Below are 21,604 nucleotides of genomic sequence, written 5' to 3' on the forward strand. Positions count from 1 at the left end.
ACCCGTTCGAGCCGCCGGCCCGGCCGGCGGCTCGTCTCAGGCGTCGGCCTGGAATGCCTCGTCGGCCGTCAGGATCATCTGGGCGATGTCGACCAGCTTTCGGTTGCGATCGCTGGCCAGCCGCTGGAGACGGCGGAATGCGTCCGTCTCGCCGAGCCCGGTTCGTCTCATCAGCAGCCCCTTGGCCTTCTCGATGAGCTTCCGGTCTTCCAGCGCCTGGCGCAGGTCGGCGGTTTCCTTGCGAAGCGCCTGGAATTGCTCGAATCGACTGACGGCCACGACGATCGCCGGCTCGACGTCGGCCTGCTTGATCGGCTTGACCAGGAACGCCAGGATGTGCTCGCGGCCGGCGCGTTCCAGGACGTCGGCGTCGTGGTGGGCCGAGACGAGGATGATGGGGACCGGCGTGCGTTCGTAGATCCGCCGAGCGGCCTCGATCCCGTCGAGGCCGGGCATCTTGACGTCGGTGATGATGAGGTCGGGGGTCTCGGCGCGGCAGGCGTCGATCAACTCCAGGCCGTCGCGGGCGGCGGCGGAGACGACGTGCCCCAGGCGGGGGAGGATCGTCTGGAAGTAGTCGCGCATGTCGCGCTCGTCGTCGGCGACGGCGATGCGTAGCGGTCGAATCATGCGTCGTCTCCTCGTCCTCGGGGGATCGTCAGGACGACCTCGGCGCCTCGGGGGTGGGCCGCGCCGACCTCCACGCGGCCGCCGTGGGCCTCGATGATCCGCTTGACGATGGCGGTCCCCAGCCCCGTCCCCCGGGTCTTGGTGGTGAAGAAGGCGTCGAAGAACCGGGCGCGTTGTTCCGAGGTCAGGCCCGGGCCGTCGTCCCGCACGACGACCCGGAGGCCGTCCCGGCCGTCGAGCCGGGCGAGCGAGGCGTCCACGGTCACTTTCGCCGGATCGGTCGAAGCGGCCAGCGAGTTGTCGAAGAGATTGGCGAACACCTGTTCGAGCCTGAACGCGTCGGCCGTGCATTCGAGCGAGAGGACCTCGCCGGCCTCTTCGAACCGGACGTCTCGGCCCATTCGGGCGCGGTCGAGCTTCTCCCAGGCGCGCCGCCAGACGTCGCTCAGGCGGCAAGGCCGCAACTCCAGATGGATCGGAGCGGCGAACTCGCGGACGTCCTCATAGAGCCGATGCAGGTCGTCCTGGGCCTGCTGGATCCGGCCGATCAGGTCGACCGCGTCGGGGCGGTCCTCGACCTTGAGCGCCAGCATTTCCAGGCACGCCTGGCTCCGCTGCAGCGCGTTGCGGCTCTCGTGGGCCAGCCCGGCGCTGACCTGGCCGATCGCCGCCATCCGCTCGGCCTGGAGCAGCCGCTGCTCCGCCCGGCCGACGTCGGTGACGTCCCGGCCCACGATCAGCAGGGCCGAGACGCCGTCGGGACCGGCGATCGGCCGCAGTCCCCATCGAATCATGCGCAGCGATCCGTCGCGGCGACGGATCATGCCGTCCAGGTCGACCGCGACGCCGGATCGCGACGACCGGCGCGAGGCCGCCTCGAACGCCTCGCGATCCTCGCCGGGGATCAGCCTATCGGCGAAGCTCCGGCCCACGACCTCGGACGCCGGGATACCGGTCGACCTCTCCGTGAACGGATTGATGTAGGCGACCGCCCCATCACCCGGGCTCGCCACCGCGACGACCCGCTCGACGGCGTCGGCCAGTTCCCGAAACGCGACGGCCGCACGCCCGTCCGCCTCGACCCAGGATCGATCCGGGAATTCCGTGTCCGCCATCCGTCCGCCGTGGTCAGGAGCCGAGGAAAGGGAGAGCCCAGGGCGTGGGCGCGACCCGATTATATCAAATTCCACACCGCGGCACGTCCCACCATCCGGCCCTCTCGGGCCATCCGGCCGCCTCGCGGCGTCACGCCCGCGTCGACGGCCCGTCGCTCCCGGCGCGCCATTTGCTTACACTGGGACCCGAGCTGCAAGCTCGGCGATCCGACGATGTCGCGTCGAACGCCTCGGCGTCCCTCTTGATCTCCCACAGGAATACTTTCATGCGCGTCTGGCCTGGCCGACCTTTCCCCCTCGGAGCGACCTGGGACGGTGCCGGAGTGAATTTCAGCCTGTTCGCCGAGAACGCGACGCGCGTCTCGCTGTGCCTGTTCGACGGCCCGGACGCCGTCCGGGAATCCGCGACGATCACGCTGCGGGAGCGGACCGCGAACGTCTGGCACGTCTATCTGCCGGACGTCGTCCCCGGGCAGCTCTACGGCTACCGGGTTGAAGGCCCCTTCGACCCGGCGAACGGCCATCGGTTCAATCCCCACAAGCTGCTGCTGGACCCGTACGCGAAGGTGATCGGCCGCGATTTGCAGTGGGACGGCTCGCTGTTCGGCTATCCGCTGGACTCCCCCGAGGGCGACCTGGCGTTCGACGCCCGCGACAGCGCCGCATTCGCCCCCCTGGCCGCCGTGGCCGACACCTCGTTCGTCTGGGGCGACGACCGGCCCCCGCTGACGCCCTGGCACAAGACGTTCATCTACGAGGTCCACGTCAAGGGCTTCACCAAACAGATGCCCGAGGTCCCCGAGAAGGTCCGCGGCACCTACGCCGGACTCGGTTCCGAGGCGGCCGTCGAGCACCTCAAATCGCTGAACGTGACGGCCGTCGAGCTGCTGCCGATCCATTATCATATCGACGACCAGTTCCTCACCGACAAGGGCCGCGTCAACTACTGGGGCTACAACACCCTGGGCTTCTTCGCCCCCGACCCCCGCTACTCGACCCAGCCGACCGACCCGCTGGCCGCGATCCGCGAGTTCAAGATGATGGTCCGCGCCTTGCACGCGGCGGGGATCGAAGTCATCCTCGACGTGGTGTACAACCACACGGCCGAAGGCCAGCAGCAGGGCCCCACGCTCTCGTTCCGGGGGATCGACAACGCGGGCTATTACCGCCTGAGCCCGGAAGACCCTCGGTACTACATGGACTTCACCGGCTGCGGCAACACCTTCAACATGAGCCAGCCGCACGTCCTCCAGCTCATCATGGACAGCCTGCGGTACTGGGTCGTCGACATGCACGTCGACGGCTTCCGGTTCGACCTGGCCAGCACCCTCGCCCGCGAGCTCTACGAGGTCGACCGCCTCGGCGCGTTCTTCGACATCATCCACCAGGACCCGATCCTGTCGCAGGTCAAGCTGATCGCCGAGCCCTGGGACGTCGGCCCGGGGGGCTATCAGGTCGGCCACTTCCCGATCCTCTGGACGGAATGGAACGGGAAGTATCGGGACAACGCCCGACGGTTCTGGAAGGGGGACGGCGGCACCGTCTCCGAGTTCGCCACCCGCCTCACCGGGTCGAGCGACCTCTACCAGCAGACCGACCGCGCGCCCCACGCCAGCATCAACTTCATCACCTGCCACGACGGATTCACGCTCCGGGACCTCGTCTCCTACAACGAGAAGCACAACGAGGACAACGGCGAGGAGAACCGAGACGGAGCCAGCGACAACGACTCGTGGAACTGCGGAGCCGAAGGCCCGACCGACGACCCCGAGATCAACGCCCTCCGCGAGCGCCAGATGCGCAACTTCCTGACCACCCTGATGCTCTCTCAGGGGGTCCCCATGCTGCTCGCCGGCGACGAGATCGCCCACACCCAGAAGGGGAACAACAACACGTACTGCCAGGACAACGAACTGACCTGGCTCGACTGGAACCTCGGCGACGACCAGAAGCGGTTCCTCGACTTCACTCGCCGCCTCACCCAGCTCTGGCGGGAGCACCCGGTCTTCCATCGCCGGAAATTCTTCCAGGGCCGGGCCCTCCGGGGCTCCGAGATCAAGGACGTCTCGTTCCTGATGCCCACCGGCGAGGAGATGAGCGACGACGACTGGAACGCCGGCTTCGTCAAGTGCCTGGGCGCCCGGTTCGCCGGCGACCTGATCGGCGACCTCGACGATCACGGCGAGCCCATCGTCGACGACACGGCGCTGATCCTGCTCAACGCCCATCACGAGACCATCCCGTTCACCCTCCCCGCCACCCAGGAGGGCCACGTCTGGCGGCGGGCGATCGAGACCTTCGCCGACGACCAGGATTCGTGGGTCGGCGAGGGAGGGGTCGTGTATGATCTCCAGGCGCGCTCGACGGCCGTCTTCTTCACCCGAGACCTGGCGGAGGTCCAGCCCGACATCTCCGCGAAGCAGATCCAGGTGCTCCGCCGCGAAGCGGCCACGCCGGTGCCGACCGTCCCCTCGGCCCAGCGGACCCCCTCGCGCGAGGTCTGACGCCGCGGCCCAGTGCGAACCACGACCGAAAACGGAGGGGCGGGCCCGCGGGCCCGCCCCCGAACCATTTCCGGCCGACCACCGAAATCGGAGGACCCACACATGGAAGCGACCAGCCCGACGACCGATCCCGGATCGGAAGCGGCGGCGCGATGCGCCAAGGATCTTCTCGCCGCCGCGCTCGAGGAGATCGGCCGTCGCCGCGTCGTCCCGACCGCCACTTATCGCGTGCAGCTCCACGCCGGCTTCCGGTTCGAGGACGCCGCCAGGATCGCCCCCTATCTGGCCAAGCTGGGGATCACCGACCTCTACACGTCCCCCTATCTCAAGGCCGCGCCCGGCAGCACCCACGGCTACGACATCGCCGACCATACCCAGCTCAATCCCGAGATCGGCGACGAGGCCGCCCACGAGGCCATGCTCGACGCCCTCCGCAGCCGCGACCTGGGCTTGCTGCTCGACGTGGTCCCCAACCACATGGGCGTGGTTGGGAATGAGAACCTCTGGTGGAACGACGTCCTGGAGAACGGCCAGGCCTCGGTCTACGCCAGCTACTTCGACATCGACTGGTCCGCGCCCGTCCGGCCCGAGAACCGTGGCCGCATCCTCCTGCCGTTCCTGGGGGGCCTGTACGGCGACGTGTTGGAGGCGGGAGACCTGATTCTCGGCCGCGACGGCGGGGCGTTCCATGTCGCCTACCACGAACATCGCTTCCCGCTCGACCCGAGGAGCAGCAACGCGATCCTCGAACCCGCGCTCAAACCGCTGCTCGCGGAGTTCGGCGAGGAAGATCCCGGCGTCCTGGAACTCCAGAGCATCCTGACGGCCGTCCGCAACCTCCCGGCGCACTCCGAAACCGACCCGGCCCGCATCGCCGAGCGGAATCGGGAGAAGGAGATCGTCAAGCGCCGCCTGGCCTCGCTGCTCGACGAGCGGCCCGCGATCGCCGCCGCCGTCGACGTGGCGCTCGACGACCTCGACGGCACCCCCGGCGACCCCCGGAGCTTCGACGGCTTCGACGACCTGCTCAGCGCGCAGCCCTACCGGCTGGCCTACTGGCGGGTGGCCTCCGACGAGATCAACTATCGGCGGTTCTTCGACATCAACTCCCTGGCCGCAATCCGCGCCGATCGCGAGGAAGTCCTCCGCGCGACCCACCGACTGGTCCTGGACATCGTCGCGCGACTGCCGGCCGCGGGCCTGCGGATCGACCATCCCGACGGCCTCCTGGACCCCCAGGCCTATCTCGGCCAGCTCCAGGAGGCGTTCGTCCTCGTCGTCGCCCACAAGATCCACCAGGCAAGCGACCAGGCCGAGGCCGTCTCCTGGGCCGAGGTCGAGCCCGAGCTGCGCCGGTTGCTCGCCGCGACCGCCCCGAGCGACGACCGGTCCCCCCGGCTCTACGTCGTCGTCGAGAAGATCCTCGCCTTCGAGGAGACGCTCCCCCCCGCCTGGGCCACGCACGGGACCTCCGGCTACGACGCCCTCAACCGCATCAACGGCCTGTTCGTCGACGGGTCGAGCGAGGCGGACTTCACCCGCCAGTACGAGGAGCTGATCGACGACGCCACGCCGTATCGGGACCTCGTCCTGGAGAAGAAGCAGCTCATCATGGACGCCTCGCTGTCGAGCGAGCTGCACGTCCTGGCCTTCCAGCTCGAGCGGATCGCTTTGCGCGACCGCCGCGCCCGCGACTTCACGCTCAACTCGCTGCGCACGGCGCTGCGGGAGGTCATCGCGGCCTTCCCCGTCTATCGCAGCTACATCACGGCGGAGGGCGTCTCGGCCAAGGATCGGATGCTCGTCGGCCGGGCCGTCGGCCGGGCCAAGCGTCGCAACCCGCTCCTCAGCCCGGCGATTTTCGACTTCCTCAGCCGCGTGCTCCTCGAACGCCCCGAGACGCCCGAGGCCCTCGCGGCGGACGAGCCCTCGCGCGTGGACTTCGCGGGCAAGTTCCAGCAGGTCACCTCGCCCGTCACCGCCAAGGGGATCGAGGACACGACGTTTTATATCTACAACCGATTGGTCTCGCTCAACGAGGTCGGCGGCGAGCCCGACTACTTCGGATCCTCGCCGGCCTCGCTCCACAAGTGGTTCGCCCGACGCTCCCAGGTCCACCCCTACGCGCTGACGGCCCTCTCGACCCACGACACCAAGCGAAGCGAGGACGTGCGGGCGCGGATCGACGTCCTCTCGGAGATTCCCGACGACTGGTTCGACGCCTTCGTCCGCTGGGCCGACCTCAACCTGATCCACCACCGTAGGCTGAGCGACGATTCCCTCGCGCCGGGCCGCAACGAGGAATACCTCCTCTATCAGACGCTCCTCGGGGCCTGGCCGACGGAGGAGATGGACGACGAGGCCCTGGCCGCCTTCCGCGACCGCGTCCGGGCCTACATGGTCAAGGCGACCCGCGAGGCCAAGGTCCACACCAGTTGGCAGAACCCCTTCGAGGAGTACGAGGCCGCGCTCGACGGCTTCATCGTCGACATCCTCGATCGCTCCCGGAACCCGTCCTTCTTCAAGGATTTCCTCCCCTTCCAGCGCCGGATCGCCCTGCACGGGCGGGTCAACGGCCTGGCGCAGTCGCTCTTGAAGCTCGCCGGGCCCGGCGTCCCGGACACCTACCAGGGGACCGAACTCTGGGACTTCAGCCTCGTCGACCCCGACAACCGACGCCCGGTCGACTACGCGCTCCGCGAGGCCTGGCTCGACGACCTGATCCGCCGGGCCGAGGCCGCCGGCGACGACAGGTCGGCGATGGCCCGCGACCTGGCCGAGAACTTCTCCGACGGCCGGGGCAAGCTCTACCTCCACTGGCGGGCGCTGCACGTGCGGCGGCGGTCGCCCCGCCTCTTCGCCGAGGGGGCCTACACGCCGCTCCAGGCGGCCGGCCGCCACGAGGCGTCCCTCTTCGCCTTCCATCGCGGCCTCGACGGCGCGTCGGCGATCGTGGTCGTCCCCCGGCTCACCACCCGGCTCTCCTTCGACGGCCTGACGCCGCTCGGCGCGCCGGCCTGGGGCGAGACGGTCGTCCGCCTGCCGGCCGAGGCCGCCGGCCGCCGCTATCGCGATGCCTTCACCGGCGCCCTCGTCTCGGCCGAGGACCTGGAGGGGACGGCCGTCATCCCCGCCGCCGTCCTCTTCGCCGACTTCCCGGTCGCGCTCCTCGTGGAGGAGTGACCCGACCTCCTGTATAATCCCCGGACCGGGCCCCGGTCGCGCCTCCCCTTCCGACGAGAACATCCACATGAAGGCAAGATTCGGTTGGATGACCCGCGCGGCGGCGACCGCCGTCGCGTTCGGCTCCTGTTTCGTGGCGACGGCCTTCGCGCGCGAGGCTCCGAAACAGCCCAACATCGTCTTCGTCTTCTCGGACGACCACGCCTACCAGGCGGTGGGCGCCTATCAGGACCCGCGCAAGCTGCTCGACACCCCGAATCTGGACCGGATCGCCCGCGAGGGGGTCCGGTTCGACCGCTGCCTCGTCCCCAACTCCATCTGCGGGCCCAGCAGAGCCACCGTGCTCACCGGCAAGTACAGCCACGCCAACGGCTTCTACAACAACTCCAACAGCCGGTTCGACGGCGCCCAGCCGACCTTCCCGAAGCTCCTGCGCCAGGCCGGGTACCAGACGGCGATCGTCGGCAAGTGGCACCTCCACTCGGACCCCACCGGCTTCGACTACTGGAACATCCTTCCGGGGCAGGGGATCTACTACGACCCCGACATGATCGAGATGGGCGTGCGTTCCCGACGATCCGGCTACGTCACCGACGTCGTCACCGACGTCTCGCTCGACTGGCTGAAGAAGCGCGACCGATCCAGGCCGTTCCTGCTGATGTCCCAGCACAAGGCGCCGCACCGCCCCTGGTCCCCCGCGATCCGCCACCTGGGCCACGACGGCGACCGCACCTACGCCGAGCCGCCGACGCTGTTCGACGACTACGCCGGACGCTCGCTCGCCGAACGCGACCAGGACATGACCATCGCCCGCACGATGAACGCGAACGACCTCAAGCTCAACGACTTCAAGGAGCGGTTCTCCCCCGACCAGCGCGCGGCGTGGGACGCCTACTACAAGCCCCGCAACGAGGCCTTCCGCCGGGCGAACCTCCAGGGCGACGACCTGGTCCGCTGGAAGTACAACCGCTACATGCACGACTATCTCGGCTGCATCAAGGGGATCGACGAAAACGTCGGCCGGATTCTCAAATACCTGGATGATGAAGGGTTGGCCGAAGACACGATCGTCGTCTATGCGTCCGACCAGGGCTTCTACCTGGGCGAGCACGGCTGGTTCGACAAGCGATGGATCTTCGAGGAATCGCTGAAGACTCCGCTGCTCGTCCGCTGGCCCGGCGTGGTGAAGCCGGGGAGCATCGAGCCCCGAATCGTCTCGAACGTCGACTTCGCGCCGACCTTGCTGGAAGCCGCCGGCGTGGCCGTCCCGGCCGACCTCCAGGGCCGGAGCCTCGTCCCGATCCTCCGCGGCGAGGCCCCCGCAGACTGGCGGAAGAGCTTCTATTACGAGTACTTCGAGTACCCCGACCCTCACCACGTCCGGCCCCACCACGGCGTCGTGAACGACCGCTACAAGCTCATCCGCTTCGACGGTCCCGACCTCGACGCCTGGGAGCTGTTCGACCTTCACAACGATCCACACGAGCTTCGCGACGTGTACGACGACCCCGCCAACGCGGAAGTCGTCGCCGAGCTGAAGCGCGAGCTGGAGCGGCTCCGTCGCGACCTGAAGGTCCCGGCTAAGCTGCCCCGCGAGGCTTACGGCACGGCGCCATTCATCGAACCGACGCCGGCTCCCGCTCGTTGATCAGGGCCGCCCGCCCCGCCGCCTCCGGCGCAGCGCGGGGTGGACGTCGTAGTCCTGGACCTCGGTCGAGCCCATCTCGGCCACGTGCGGACGGTCCGGGGCCGGGACGGGGGCGAAGACGACGGCCGAATGCCCCGGCGCGCGCCAGGGCTGGTCGGCCTCGAGAGGCGGGATGCCCGAACCGCCGTAGGTGGGGTGCTCGCTGAACCAGGTCACCGACCAGTCCTGGCCCGGCGGCGGCGCGAGCAAGGGCTCGGTGTTGGCGGCCGGGTAGAGGTCTCGGCCCAGGTTGATCAAGATGAGGCGGCAGTCGGGGAAATCGCCGAAGAACCGGAGCACGAACGCCTCGGGGCCGATCACCGCGCCATGGATCTTCGTCGCGTCCTGCGCTCGGAAGACTGGGTCGTCGCGGCGCAGCTTCAGGAGGTCGTGAATCAGCCGGAACTCCTGGACTTCGCGAAAATCCGCGGGCTCGACGAGCTTGGAGGCCAGGAACGTCGACTCGGCGGCGGGGTCGAACAGGTGCTCGCGAAGCTCGGGGAGCGTGGTGCTGGCGAAGCCCGCGAGCTCTTCCCTACGCCCCTCGCGCACCGCCGAGGCCAGCTCCTCGTGATGGTCGCAGAAGTACAAAAAGGGCTGTTCGCTCCCCAGCTCCTGGCCCTGGAACAGCATCGGCGTCTGCGGCGATAGCAGCTGGAGGGCCGTCAAGGCGCGATACCGCCCCGGGCTCGTAAGGGTCTTGAGCCGGCTGCCGCGCGCCGAATTCGCGACCTGATCGTGGTTTTCCAGGTAGATGAGGAACTGCTCCGCCGGCAGGTCGATCGCGTAAGTACCGCGTCGCTTCTGCTGCCACTTCACCAGCTGGCCCTGGAACAGGTATCCCCACTTCACGGCCGAGATCAGCTCTTGGGGCGTTCCGTGATAATCGGCGTAGTAGGCCTCGGCGCGTCCGGTCGCCGCGACGCGTGCCGCGTGGTGGAAGTCGTCGTTCCACGCGGCGTCGACGCCGCACCCGCCCCGAGACTGGGGCTGGATCATACTGACGTCCTGGGCCTCGTTCTCCGCGAAGAGGATGATCGACCGGCCGCCGGCCGCCTCGCGGGCCCGGCGCGTCAGCGAGGCGACGATGTGGTCCGGCGACGCGTCGTGGATGGCGTGCGTGGCGTCGAGCCGGAGGCCGTCGAGGTGGAACTCGTCGATCCAGTATCCGGCGTTGGACTCGAAGAACTGTCGCACGGGACCGGAGTCCTCGCCGTCGAAGTTCAGCGCGTCTCCCCAATCGTTGGCGCGCCCACCATGCAGGTAGGAGTCGGAGAAGGCCCCGAAGTAGGCCCCGTCGGGACCGAAGTGGTTGTAGACCACGTCCAGGATCACCGCGAGGCCCAGCGAGTGGGCCCGGTCGACGAACCGTCGCATCGCGTCCGGCGTCCCGTAGACGTGATAAGGGGCGAACAGGTCGACGCCGTCGTAGCCCCAGCCGAACTCGCCCGCGAACTCGGCGACGGGCATCACCTCGACGACGGTCACGCCCAGCTCGACCAGCCGCGCGAGGCGATCGACGGCCGCGTCCCACGTCCCCTCCGGCGTGAACGTGCCCACGTGCAATTCGTAGAGCACCTGGCCGCGCAGCCCACACCCCTTCCAGCCCGCGTCGCTCCAGGAGTACGTCGAGGGATCGACGACCTCCGATGGACCGTGGACCCCTTCGGGCTGGAACCGCGAGGCCGGATCGGGGTAGGGGCCTTCCCCGTCCAGGCGGTAACGATATCGCGCCCCGGCGCCGAGCCCCGGCGCGAAGCCCGAGTAATAGCCTTCCGCCTCGGCATCCAGAGCGACGAGGCTCCCCGCCCCCCCCTCGACGACGACCTCGACCTGTTTCCGCTTCGGCGCCCAGACCCGGAAATGGACGCCGCCTCCCTGGATTTCGGCCCCCACTGGCAGTCGGCGTGCAAAACTCGTCAGTCTGGGAGTCGCATCATTCTTCTGATTCATGAACCATCCGAGGCCGTCGCCGTCGCGGTCGCCGGGCCTCAACTCCTCATTGTGGTCGTACTTACAAATCGGGTTAACATCACCGCGTTCTTATGCAATTCCCGTTCCATCGAATTTCATTGACGCTGCGTGCGCCGAGGGGGACGATCGTGAATGAAGCGGCCCCCCCTTCGCAACGCATTCGTCGACCAAGGACACGATCATGCGTCGTCCGACCCGATCGCTCCTCGCGTGGCTGGCCCTGACGCTCACATTCGCCGGGTGCGGTCCCGCTCCCTTGATCCAGGTCGAGACCGTCGTGAATCCCGACGGTTCCTGCGACCGATCCATCTGGCAGCCCAAAGACAGCCTTCTCCCCGAGGGAGCGCTCGGACCGGACTGGAACTCGCGCTGGGCCTCGGTGGCCGACGTTTCCGTCCCTCCCGCGTTTCAGGAGGAAGTCGGCGGCTCCACCGGGACGCCTTATTTTCACGCCCAAGGCCGTTTCGACTCCCCGGCCCAGATCCCCTCCCACTTTCGCAAGACGATCGAAGGCTATCCCGAATTCGGGTCCAGCGATCTGACGCGATCCTATAAACGCAAGGACTATGGACTCTTCGTCGAGCACGACTGGAGTGAAGGGATCACGAACAACGTCACCCGCGAGGGCTTCGAGAAGGCTCGGGATGCGTTCATCGAAATCGCCGGTTCGATGATCCCCGACGGCTTCAAGCGGGTTTACGGCCCGGATTTCGAAGTCTCCGCAGCCGTCGAGGAGTTGAAACGTCGCGGACTTCCGTTGTTCCGCGACCTCCTCGACATCTGGTACGACGCGGCGGCGATCGAAGACCCGAAGGCGGCGAGCGAGGTGATGACGACGCAATTGATCGCCGCTCTCGAGCGCGCCGGAATCGACCTGCACGACGCCCAGGGCTCCGTCGTCTCCTCCGAAGAGGCCACGCGGCGCGTGCGCGAACACCTGAACGAGCGGATCGCCGCGACCTTCCGCCACCATGACGGAAGCCCGCCGAAGCCCGAGGAGATCGAGGCGATTCTGTCGAGCTTGTCGGCCCCGCCCTACTCACCAACCTGGAACTCGTACGTCAAGGATCGCAAGGAGGAGCTTGAGGCGCGACTCCTCCCCCTTGTGGTGCGGATGACCGGCTATTACGCCTACCCGCCGCTCCTCCAGCCCCCGGGGCCCAGGTTCGCGTTCGCCGTACGGCTGCCCGGCGAGATCGTCCCGGCCGAATCGAACGGCAGGGTCGAGTCGTCGGGCCGCGTCTCCTGGCGATTCGACGTCGCCCGCCTCTTCCCGGGCGGTTTCACGATGACGGCCCGGAGCGTCGAGATCGTCCCGGAAGCCCAGCGCAGGCTGCTCGGCCGACTGGCCATCCCGGATGCGAAAGCGGCCCTGGCGATCCGCGACCTCGCAACTGAAGATCCCGACGTCGCGAACCTCCTTCGCCGGGCAGCCGAGACGGGCGACGCTCGACTCCTGGAATCGACCCCCGAGACCGACGCGTCGACCGCGACGAGGCTGGACCGCCTCAAGGAACTGCTCGGCGCGACACCCTGAATCGACCGAGGAGCGACTCGCGAGGTCGAACGACAATCTGGACGAAAATCCGCCGGCGACGGCGGATTATCCACCTTGAACCCACGCACCTCGCTCCTCGGGACCCACGAAAACCCTGGATTTCAAGGGGCGAATCCTCGTTCTTACACCGTGGCATCTGAAGTGCGAAAGGGCCCGCGAGGACGATTCCAGGAGTCGATCCCTTGGCGCGACGGCGCCTCACGCGATGGAATCGAAGGGCCGGGCGCGAGTCCGTCCCGATCCTCTTTCGGTAAAGCGAGCCCCATTGATGAGCGTCAGCAACCGTCGAACGTTCCTTGAGAATTCGGCCGGCGTCCTGGCCCTGGCCTTCCTGCCGAACGCCCTGAGTGGGCGGGCTCGCGGCCAGGAAGCCCCGGCGACGGCCGAAGCCTTGTCGGCGAAGGGAGTCCAGTTCCTCCGCTCGAGGCAGGACGCGAACGGCCTCTGGTCGGCGGATCGCAAGGAGCCGGGGATCACGGCGCTGGCGGTCACGGCCCTTTTGAAGTCGGGGCAGGCGGGTCCCGCCGACCCGGCGGTGGTCAAGGGGCTGGCCTACCTGGAGTCGTTCGTCAAGCCGGAGGGGGGCCTTCCCGAAGCCTCGCACGCGAACTACGCCACGGCCGTCGCGCTGATGGCGTTCCATCAGGCCAACACCGACGGCCGCTACGATGCGATCGTCAAGGGCTCGCAGGAGTTCCTCAAGGGCCGTCAGTGGGACGAGAGCGAGGGCAAGTCGCCGGCCGACCCGTTCTACGGCGGCTCGGGATACGGCGGCCGAAACAACCGCCCCGACCTCTCGAACACCACGTTCATGCTCGAAGCGCTGCACGATTCGGGCGTGCCGTCCAGCGATCCGGCCTTCCAGAAAGCCTTGATCTTCCTTTCTCGGTGCCAGAATCTCGACAGCGAGTTCAACGACCAGCCCTGGGCCAAGAAGGTCAACGACGGCGGCTTCATTTACACGCCTGCCAACGGCGGGACCAGCATGGCGGGCCCCAGCGAGGACGGCGGCCTCCGGTCGTACGCCTCCATGACCTACGCCGGCCTCAAGAGCCTGATCTACGCCGGCCTGACCGTCGACGACCCCCGCGCCAAGGCCGCGATCGACTACATCAAGAAGAACTACACCGTCGACGAGAACCCCGGCCTGGGCCAGCGCGGGCTGTACTACTATTACCAGGTCTTCGGCAAGGCCCTGTCGCTTTTGGGGGCCGACCAGTTCGAGGACGCGGCGGGCGTCTCCCACGACTGGCGGTCCGACCTCGTCGCCGCGCTGGCGAAGCGGCAAGGACCCAACGGCGAATGGGTGAACCCGACCGACGCCTTTTTGGAAGGCGACGCCAACCTCGTCACCGCCTACGGCCTGATGGCCCTGGCGACGACGCGCAAGAAGGGGTCCTGAGTCGCGGAATCCTCCCGCCGCTCCGCCAAGGTCGGCGATCGGGTCGCGACCAGCGGCGGAGCAGGGGGGACGTCGGGAAGGCGGCCCCGTCGGCGACGTTCAGCCTCGCCGATCGCCTCCTTGCGCCGGTTGGTCTTGCATCCCGCTGGGAACTTGCGGAGAATGGGCGTTCGCCTGACATCCGCCCTCGGCGGGGGTCCGGGTGAGCCGGGGGGGACCCGGGCAATGGGGGTTTGCGAACCTGGTCAGGGCGGGAACGCAGCAGCCATAAGCATCACCCTCATGTGCGCGGGAGAACCTCCCCGGCTCTCCCAGGCCCCCGCAAGACGGGCGGACCCGAAGGATGGAACCGAATCGCGGTCGGAACGCTCAAGGGTAGGGCTCGCCGCCCTGCCTGACGACACGCGAAACCGGAACGAGGGAGCGCCGGCTCGTGTCGCAAGGCCCCGCCTCGAAAACGCGAGTTGATATTCCGGCTGCACCTGACGCCCGCTCCGAGAACTATACGGTCGTCGCCCGCCGTTACCGTCCCCAGCGCTTCGAGGACGTCGTCGGTCAGGACCACGTCGTCCAGGCCCTTCGCAACGCGATCCGGCTGAATCGGCTGGCGCAAGCCTATCTCTTCTGCGGCACTCGGGGCGTCGGCAAGACGTCGATGGCCCGGATCTTCGCCAAGTGCCTGAACTGCGTGAACGGGCCGACCGAGGAGCCGTGCCAGGTCTGCGACATCTGCCAAGCGATCTCCGTCGGCCAGGACGTCGACGTCATCGAGATCGACGGCGCCAGCAACAACGGCGTCGAGCAGGTCCGCGAGCTTCGGCAGAACGTCTCGCTCCGCCCCAGCCGCTCGCGGTTCAAGATCTACTACATCGACGAGGTCCACATGCTCTCCACCGGCGCGTTCAACGCGCTGTTGAAGACGCTGGAGGAGCCGCCGCCGCACGTCAAATTCTTCTTCGCCACGACCGAGGCGAACAAGATCCCGATCACGGTCCTCTCGCGATGCCAGCGCTACGACTTCGCGGGGATCTCGCCCGAGGCGATCGTCGGCACCCTCAAGGAGATCTGCGATCGCGAGCAGGTCGAGGCCGACCTCGACGCCCTCCAGATCGTCGCCCGCCGCGCCGGGGGCTCGATGCGCGACGCCCAGTCGCTGCTCGAACGCATGCTCTCGTCGGGGAGCCCTAGACTCACCCCGGACGTCGTCCACGCCCTGCTCGGCACCGCCAGCGACGAACGCCTCCTGGCGATGATCGAGGCTCTGTCCGGCCACGACCCGGCCACCGCCCTGACCCTGCTGGACCAGGCGACCTCGGAAGGGGTGCAGGCGTCCGAACTGCTCGCCGGGGTGATCGACTTCCTCCGCGACGCCATGGTCCTCTCGATCGGTGCCGAGGCCCTCACGCTGACCGTCGCGCCTCGACAAAAGCCGAGGCTCCAGGCCGCCGTCGATGTCTGGTCGACCGACGCAATCCTCGCCGCGCTGCAGATCCTCGCCGAAGCCCGAGCGCGAATGCGAGGCGTTTCTCACGGCAGGCTGCTCGCGGAACTGGCGTTCGTGCGAATCGCTCGGCTGGAAAATCTCGACGAGCTGGGCGAGGTCGTTCAGCGACTCAAGGCGCTGGAATCAGGCTCCTCGCCATCGCCCAGGCCTTCGGCAGCCAGCGCAAAAACAAGGCTCTCGCAGGCGGACTCGGCCGCCAGCCTGGGGACCGGCATCGGCAAGCCGTCGAATTTCGTGGCCCCGGTCGAACCTCTGCGCGCCGCCCCCCCTCTGGACTCGCCCGCCGCTCCTCACCGCCCCTCCGGGCCTCGATCGCAACCTCGCCGCCCCGAAGACGATTCTCCAGGGGGGTTGGAACGAAAGCCGGCGGCCGAGCCCGGCCGACGTGCCGAGGAACCCCCGCCGCTGGATCTGGAAGTCATCGAAAAGATCTGGCCGGACCTCTTGAAAAAGGTAGGGCCGAGCCTGTCCTGGCGCCTGAGCCAGGCCCAGCCAATCGGCGTCGACGAGCCGGGTGTGCTGGTCATCGCGGCCAAGCCGGGGTACAATTCAGTCGCCGACCCCTGCGGGACCGATGAGGCCCGAAGCCGGATCGCGGAATGCCTCCAGTGGCTCCTCCAGAGGCCCCTGAAGGTCCGCTACGAATCGTCGCAAGTCGGGGAAGCCCCGGCCGATGCACCCGAGAGCGGCCCCCGACGGCTTGAGCAGCTCATGAGCGACCCCCTGATCCAGAAGGTCGTGGAACTCTTCGAGGCCCGGGTGAGCCACTTCGAGCCCGAGACCCGGCGTGACGGCGACGAGGCCGCGACGCCCGATCACTGAGGCTCACAGGAAATCAGGGCGCACCTCCCTCGTTCCCGCAGGATCGGCCGTTCGATCTCGGACTTTTCGAAGGGCGTCGGCCGGAAGGGAGCGATGCAACGTGTTTGGCAAAATCGGCGATATCGCGGACCTGATGAAAAACGCGGGAAAGATCCGCGAATCCATGGCCAAGGCCGCCGAGGCCCTCGGCAAGATGGAGGCCCAGGGCGAAGCCGGCGGCGGGGCCGTCCTCGCCAAGATCAACGGCCGCATGGAGATCCTCTCCATCCGCATCGACCCCAAGCTGGTCGCCGACGGCGACGTCGAACTGCTGGAGGACCTGGTCGCGGCGGCGGTCAACGCGGCGCTGGTCAAGGTTCGCGAGAACGCCACGCAGTCCCTGACCTCGCTCACGGGGGGCATCCCGCCGAACCTCTTTCCGAACGAAGCCGGAGGATCCTGATGGCGGGCTACGCCTCGGCTCTCGACCGCCTCACCACGACGCTGGGCCGCCTGCCCGGCATCGGAGCGAAATCGGCCGAACGCCTCGCCCATCACCTGCTCAAATGCCCGGTCGACGAGGCCCTGGAACTGGCCGAAGCCATCCGCGCCGCCAAGGAGCAGGTCCGACACTGCACGCGATGCTTCCATCTCACGGAGGTCGAGCAGCCGCTCTGCTCCATCTGTCGAGACGAGCGCCGGGACGCGGGGCTCGTCTGCGTCGTCGAGCAGTCGCGAGACCTCCTGGCCATCGAGAAATCGGGGTCTTACCCCGGGGTGTACCACGTCCTCCTGGGTCGGCTCGCCCCCTTGCAAGGGATGGGACCGGATCAGTTGACGATCGCCGCCCTTGAGGCTCGCGTCGCCGAGGGACAGGTGCGCGAGCTGATCATGGCGACGAACCCGAATCTCGAAGGGGACGGCACCGCGCTCTACATCGCGCAAAGGCTCCAGAGCGAGCCCATAAAGATCACCCGGCTGGCTCGCGGACTGGCGTCCGGGAGCACGCTCGAGTTCGCCAGCCGCGACATGCTGGCCGACGCCCTGACCGGTCGCCAGCCCTTCTGACGGGTCGCATCCCACGCGATGCCAAGGGATTCCATCACGCTTCGGGATGATCGAGGAGCCCGTTTCGGAGACTTCCTCACGGTGGCGCCTTGAAGCTTGTGAAGCTGCGGCATAATACTTGCAGAATAACACGTCGCTGAGATCCGGGTGAGCCGGACGCTCACCATCTCGGCGTCGCCGAGGGCCCGTCGGTACTGAGGAAAACGGATCATGCGGCTTGATACCTCCCAGCAGATGCGGACTGAGATGCGCCTCCGCATGGCGCCTCGAATGATCCAGTCGATGGAAATCCTCCAGTTGCCGATCATGGCGTTGCAGGAGCGGATCGAGCAGGAGCTGAGCGAGAACCCGGTCCTGGTGGACCTCCGCGAGTCGGCCTCCCCTTCGGAAGAGGGCGAGGAGACTGCGGGACCGGCCGTCGCCGAGCCGGCGGAGGCCGAGCCCAACGAGTTCGACAGCCTCATCAATCTCGATGAGAACTGGAGCGAGATCTACGACGAGGGCCCGCGTCGCAGCCGCGCGTCGCTGAGCGAAGAGGGAGACCGCAAACTCGACGCGATGCAGAACATGGCGTCGCGCCCCCGCTCGTTCCACGACAGCCTGACCGAACAGCTGGGATTCTTCGACTGCGAGGCCCTGTTTCGGGAACTAGCCGAGTACCTGATTTACAATCTGGACGACAACGGCTACCTGCCCAAGAACGTCACCCTGCACGACATCGCCCGCGACTTCGGCCACGACGTCACCGTCGAACAGGTCGAGGACGCGCTGCATCTGGTGCAACGTCTCGATCCTCCGGGGGTCGGCGCCCGGGACCTGAGGGAATGCCTGCTCCTTCAGCTGACGCCCGACACCCCTTGCCACGACATCCTCCGGACGGTGATCTCACACCACCTGGACGACCTCCAGCACAACCGCCTCCCCACGATCGAGAAGAAGACGGGCCTGGCGATCGAGACGATCAAGGAGGCCCTCGAGCACCTTCGGCGGCTGAACCCCAGGCCGGGCTCCTCGTTCAGCCTGACCGAGAACACCCACTACGTCATCCCGGACCTGATCGTCGAGCCCGACGAGACGGGCGCCTACGACGTTCGCCTGGTGGACGAGCACACCCCCAACCTCTCGATCTCGCACTACTACCAGAAGCAGCTCCGCAACAAGGGGACCGATCCGGCCGCCCGCGAGTTCATCCAGAAGCGGATCCAGTCGGCCCGGTGGCTCATCGAGTCGATCGAACAGCGCCGGAACACTTTGCTCAAGGTGGCCAGGGCCATCATCGAGCACCAGAAGGCGTTCCTCGACAAGGGGCCCGAGTTCATCGAGCCGCTCAAGATGCAGCAGATCGCCGACCGCGTGGGCGTCCACGTCACGACGGTGAGCCGGGCGGTCGACGACAAGTGGGTGCAGTCCCCCCGGGGCATCTTCCCCCTGAAGCGATTCTTCGGCGGCGGCACCGTAACGGCCGACGGCGAGGAGATCGCCTGGGACACGATCAAGCAGAAGCTGCTCGAGGTGGTCGCCAAGGAAGACAAGTCGAGCCCGATGTCGGACGAGGAGATCGTCGACGAGATGGGCCGTCACGGTCTCAAGGTGGCGCGGCGCACCGTCACCAAGTACCGCCAGGCCCTCATGATCCCCTCAAGCCGCCAGCGCAAGCAGTTCTAAGGGGCGAAACGGGTGCCGATCGCGTCGGGGCGTCTTTCACCGGACGCCCCGCGCGAGGGGTTCAGGCCAGGGAGTGAGGTTCCCGACCCGGCTCCCTCCACTGGGCCGATCAGGCCGAGAAGGTGGCCGATCGACCGATGTGCGAGGATCCGCTCGGGATCCCGGGGCGGGACTCGGCGGCTTCCTCGTCCAACCGTTCGATGACCGGCTTGGAGACGACGCCGATGAGTCGGGCCATCGCGGCGTCATATCCAAGGATGCGGACGATCTCCAGGATGCGGTGGACCTCCTCGCCGCCGATCCGATTGCAGAGGGCCAGCAGCTTGTGGTCCTCGGGGCAAAGTGCATCCTCGGGGGGCGAGGGTTCGGCCTCGACGTTGTCGTCGGCCAGATAGTCCAGCGAGACGCCGACGGCCTGGGCGAGCCGGAGCGCGTTGTCCAGGCCGGGACGGGATTTCCCCTGGAGGATCCGGGAGATTTCCGAGTCGCTGACCTGGGAGAGCCTCGCCAACCGCTGGCCGTTGAGGTTCTGACGCTTCATCAGCATCTGGAGCTTTTGCTTCAGTTCCATGACTCGACCGCAGCCATTCTCCCCAATACGGGGGGCTTTGGTTTTCGCTTTCGCAGAAATCCCGACGAAAACGCAAAATCAGGACAGGCCGACGTCGATATCGCAGGCCGCCGGGGGATGGCGGCGGACCCCCGGTGCGGGGGCGGCATGAACGAGCCCGTGACGCGACCGACCGCGTCTGCGCCTCATCATAGCCGTCGGCCTGGGGCTTGCAATCAAAAAGCCGCAAATAATCCCCGGCCGGGGCGCCGCCTCCCGAGCCGGGCCGAGTCCCCGGTTCGGGAAGGCGAACGAAGGCGCTGGGATCCGCCGTTCGATTCCGACTTCGCAATAATCGACAAGTGTTCAACTTCGTCGATCACGTTAACGGGAAGCCGTCGCGTCGACGAGTCAGGCGTTGCGGCGAACGACGTACTCGGCCATCGCGGAGAGGACGTCCCGGTAGGGGGACGGGGCGACGACTTCGAGGGAGGCGAGGGCCTGCTCGACGTGCCACCTGGCCTTGGCCCAGGCGTAGTCGAGAGCCCCGGAATCCTCGAGCAGGGGTTGGAGGCGGCGGCGCGAATCGGCCCGGGCTCCCAGGAGCAGGCGGCGCGTCTCTTCCACGGTCGCCGGGTCGCCGATCTCCAGCAGGCGGATCAGCGGCAGGGTCAGCTTTTGCTTCTCCAGGTCGGTCCCCAGGCTCTTGCCGGTGGCGCGCTCGTCGCCCCAGATGTCGAGGACGTCGTCGGCGATCTGGAAGGCCATGCCGACGTGACTCCCGTAGGCCTCCAGGGAATCGACGACGGCTTGCTCGGCCCCGGCGTAATGGGCGCCCAGGCGGCAGGAGACGGCGGTGAGGGCCGCGGTCTTGCCGGCGATGATCTCGTAATAGGACGGCTCGTCGAGGTCCAGATTGCCGCGGTGGTGGAGCTGCTGCATCTCCCCCTCGCAGACCTCGTTCGCGGCCTTCCCGACCCATCGGCAGGCGAGCGTCGAGTCGAGCGAGGCCGCCAGGTGGTAGGCGTGCGCGAACAGGTAGTCGCCGAGCATGACGGCCGTCTCGTTGCCCCACTCGGCGTTCACCGTGGCGGCGTGGCGGCGGACCATGGACTCGTCCAGGACGTCGTCGTGCACGAGGGTGGCGGTGTGCACCATCTCCACGACCGCCGCCAGCACCGGGTGCGCGGGGGTCGTCCGGCCGCAGGCTCCGGCGGAGAGCAGGACCAGGGCCGGGCGGAGCCGCTTCCCCTGGTAGTCGCCGCAGTGCTCGACGAGGGCCTGCACGAACGGGAACCGGCTCCCCAGTTCGTCCTGGAAGATTTGCTCCGCGTCCGCCATCTCGGCCTGGATGGGCGCGAACAGGCGCCCGAGCGTCCGACGGCTCTCCTCGGTCTGCAGCCCTGATGGTCTCGTCATGCCCGTCTCCACTCTGCTGCGTCGTCCGTCACTCATCAACTCGATCCGATCCATCACGCTTGTAGGCGCCCCGCGCGCCCCCGATCTTCTCCTCCAGACGCACGCGCTCGATGACCATCCCGCGGTCGACGGCCTTGCACATGTCGTAGATCGTCAATCCGGCGACGCTGACCGCAGTCAGGGCCTCCATTTCGACGCCCGTCCGGCCGTGGAACTTGACGGTCGCCACGATCTCCACGGCGTCCGGGGGTGCCGGCGTCAACTCGACCTCGACCGCATCGAGCCCCAGAGGATGGCACAGGGGGATCAGCTCGCCGGTCCGCTTCGCCCCCATGATCGCCGCCAGTCGGGCCGTCTCCAGGACGTCTCCCTTGGCCGCCTTGCGATCGAGGATGAGCTGCAGCGTCGTCGCCGCCATACGGACCAGCCCGCTGGCCTTCGCCATGCGCAGGGAGGGCGACTTGGCCGACACGTCGACCATCCGGCTCGCCCCCTGCTCATCATAATGGGTAAGTTCCCCCATCGGCCCCCCAGGTTTTCTGTT

General features: G+C 67.7%; 15 protein-coding genes and 1 other RNA gene. 10 read left to right on the forward strand and 6 right to left on the reverse strand.

The genetic code is table 11. From position 1 onward, the window contains the following. Positions 1-36 precede the first annotated feature (36 nt). Positions 37-630 (reverse strand): ANTAR domain-containing response regulator, encoded by a 594-nt coding sequence (locus VT85_RS07355; RefSeq protein ID WP_068412705.1) that lies wholly within the window; start codon positions 628-630, stop codon positions 37-39. After that, positions 627-1,745: a two-component system sensor histidine kinase NtrB gene (locus VT85_RS07360; protein WP_068412714.1), complete on the reverse strand. Its 1,119-nt coding sequence runs from the start codon at positions 1,743-1,745 to the stop codon at positions 627-629. The genes VT85_RS07355 and VT85_RS07360 overlap by 4 nt, the downstream gene beginning before the upstream one ends. A 266-nt stretch (positions 1,746-2,011) precedes the next feature. On the opposite strand from VT85_RS07360, the gene glgX reads away from it, so the two are divergent. The 3 genes from glgX (at position 2,012) to VT85_RS07375 (ending at position 9,080) form a co-directional block, all read left to right on the forward strand. Next, positions 2,012-4,249 (forward strand): glycogen debranching protein GlgX, encoded by a 2,238-nt coding sequence (gene glgX / locus VT85_RS07365; RefSeq protein WP_068412726.1) that lies wholly within the window; start codon positions 2,012-2,014, stop codon positions 4,247-4,249. Between the two features lie 102 nt (positions 4,250-4,351). Continuing rightward, positions 4,352-7,432 carry a malto-oligosyltrehalose synthase gene (gene treY / locus VT85_RS07370; protein WP_082858422.1) on the forward strand — a complete coding sequence of 1,027 codons (3,081 nt, stop codon included), beginning with the start codon at positions 4,352-4,354 and terminating at the stop codon, positions 7,430-7,432. Positions 7,433-7,499: 67 nt separating this feature from the next. Further along, a complete protein-coding gene (locus tag VT85_RS07375; RefSeq protein ID WP_231871473.1) occupies positions 7,500-9,080 on the forward strand; it encodes a sulfatase in 1,581 nt (526 codons plus the stop codon). Here VT85_RS07375 and treZ read toward each other — a convergent pair whose 3' ends face one another. Then, positions 9,081-11,015 (reverse strand): malto-oligosyltrehalose trehalohydrolase, encoded by a 1,935-nt coding sequence (gene treZ / locus VT85_RS07380; RefSeq protein WP_197491149.1) that lies wholly within the window; start codon positions 11,013-11,015, stop codon positions 9,081-9,083. A 259-nt stretch (positions 11,016-11,274) separates the two neighbouring features. Here treZ and VT85_RS07385 point away from each other — a divergent pair, with 259 nt between their 5' ends. The 7 genes from VT85_RS07385 to rpoN all read left to right on the forward strand — a co-directional run bounded on the left by VT85_RS07385 (position 11,275) and on the right by rpoN (position 19,091). After that, entirely contained in the window at positions 11,275-12,630 is a 1,356-nt protein-coding gene (locus VT85_RS07385; protein WP_068412729.1) for a hypothetical protein, read from the forward strand. A gap of 289 nt (positions 12,631-12,919) precedes the next feature. Further along, positions 12,920-14,053, forward strand: a complete 1,134-nt coding sequence (locus tag VT85_RS07390) for a prenyltransferase/squalene oxidase repeat-containing protein (RefSeq protein ID WP_231871474.1) — start codon at positions 12,920-12,922, stop codon at positions 14,051-14,053. A 209-nt stretch (positions 14,054-14,262) separates the two neighbouring features. Further along, positions 14,263-14,360: signal recognition particle sRNA small type (ffs, locus tag VT85_RS07395), an RNA gene on the forward strand. Between the two features lie 126 nt (positions 14,361-14,486). Continuing rightward, positions 14,487-16,379 carry a DNA polymerase III subunit gamma/tau gene (dnaX, locus tag VT85_RS07400; RefSeq protein ID WP_197491150.1) on the forward strand — a complete coding sequence of 631 codons (1,893 nt, stop codon included), beginning with the start codon at positions 14,487-14,489 and terminating at the stop codon, positions 16,377-16,379. 100 nt (positions 16,380-16,479) lie between these two features. After that, on the forward strand, positions 16,480-16,821 hold the full coding sequence (locus tag VT85_RS07405) for a YbaB/EbfC family nucleoid-associated protein (protein ID WP_068412731.1): 342 nt from the start codon (positions 16,480-16,482) through the stop codon (positions 16,819-16,821). Next, positions 16,821-17,426 (forward strand): recombination mediator RecR, encoded by a 606-nt coding sequence (gene recR / locus VT85_RS07410; RefSeq protein WP_068412735.1) that lies wholly within the window; start codon positions 16,821-16,823, stop codon positions 17,424-17,426. The genes VT85_RS07405 and recR overlap by 1 nt, the downstream gene beginning before the upstream one ends. Positions 17,427-17,636: 210 nt before the next feature. Then, entirely contained in the window at positions 17,637-19,091 is a 1,455-nt protein-coding gene (gene rpoN, locus VT85_RS07415; RefSeq protein ID WP_068412738.1) for an RNA polymerase factor sigma-54, read from the forward strand. A gap of 109 nt (positions 19,092-19,200) precedes the next feature. Here the strand turns inward: rpoN and VT85_RS07420 are convergent, their stop codons facing one another. The 3 genes from VT85_RS07420 to moaC all read right to left on the reverse strand — a co-directional run bounded on the left by VT85_RS07420 (position 19,201) and on the right by moaC (position 21,583). Next, positions 19,201-19,662 (reverse strand): helix-turn-helix domain-containing protein, encoded by a 462-nt coding sequence (locus VT85_RS07420; RefSeq protein ID WP_068412740.1) that lies wholly within the window; start codon positions 19,660-19,662, stop codon positions 19,201-19,203. Between the two features lie 390 nt (positions 19,663-20,052). Beyond that, positions 20,053-21,060: a polyprenyl synthetase family protein gene (locus tag VT85_RS07425; RefSeq protein ID WP_068421578.1), complete on the reverse strand. Its 1,008-nt coding sequence runs from the start codon at positions 21,058-21,060 to the stop codon at positions 20,053-20,055. Positions 21,061-21,088: 28 nt separating this feature from the next. Then, positions 21,089-21,583, reverse strand: a complete 495-nt coding sequence (gene moaC / locus VT85_RS07430; RefSeq protein WP_068412745.1) for a cyclic pyranopterin monophosphate synthase MoaC — start codon at positions 21,581-21,583, stop codon at positions 21,089-21,091. Positions 21,584-21,604 lie beyond the last annotated feature (21 nt).

This window comes from Planctomyces sp. SH-PL62 (assembly GCF_001610895.1).
Classification (GTDB): Bacteria; Planctomycetota; Planctomycetia; order Isosphaerales; family Isosphaeraceae; genus Paludisphaera.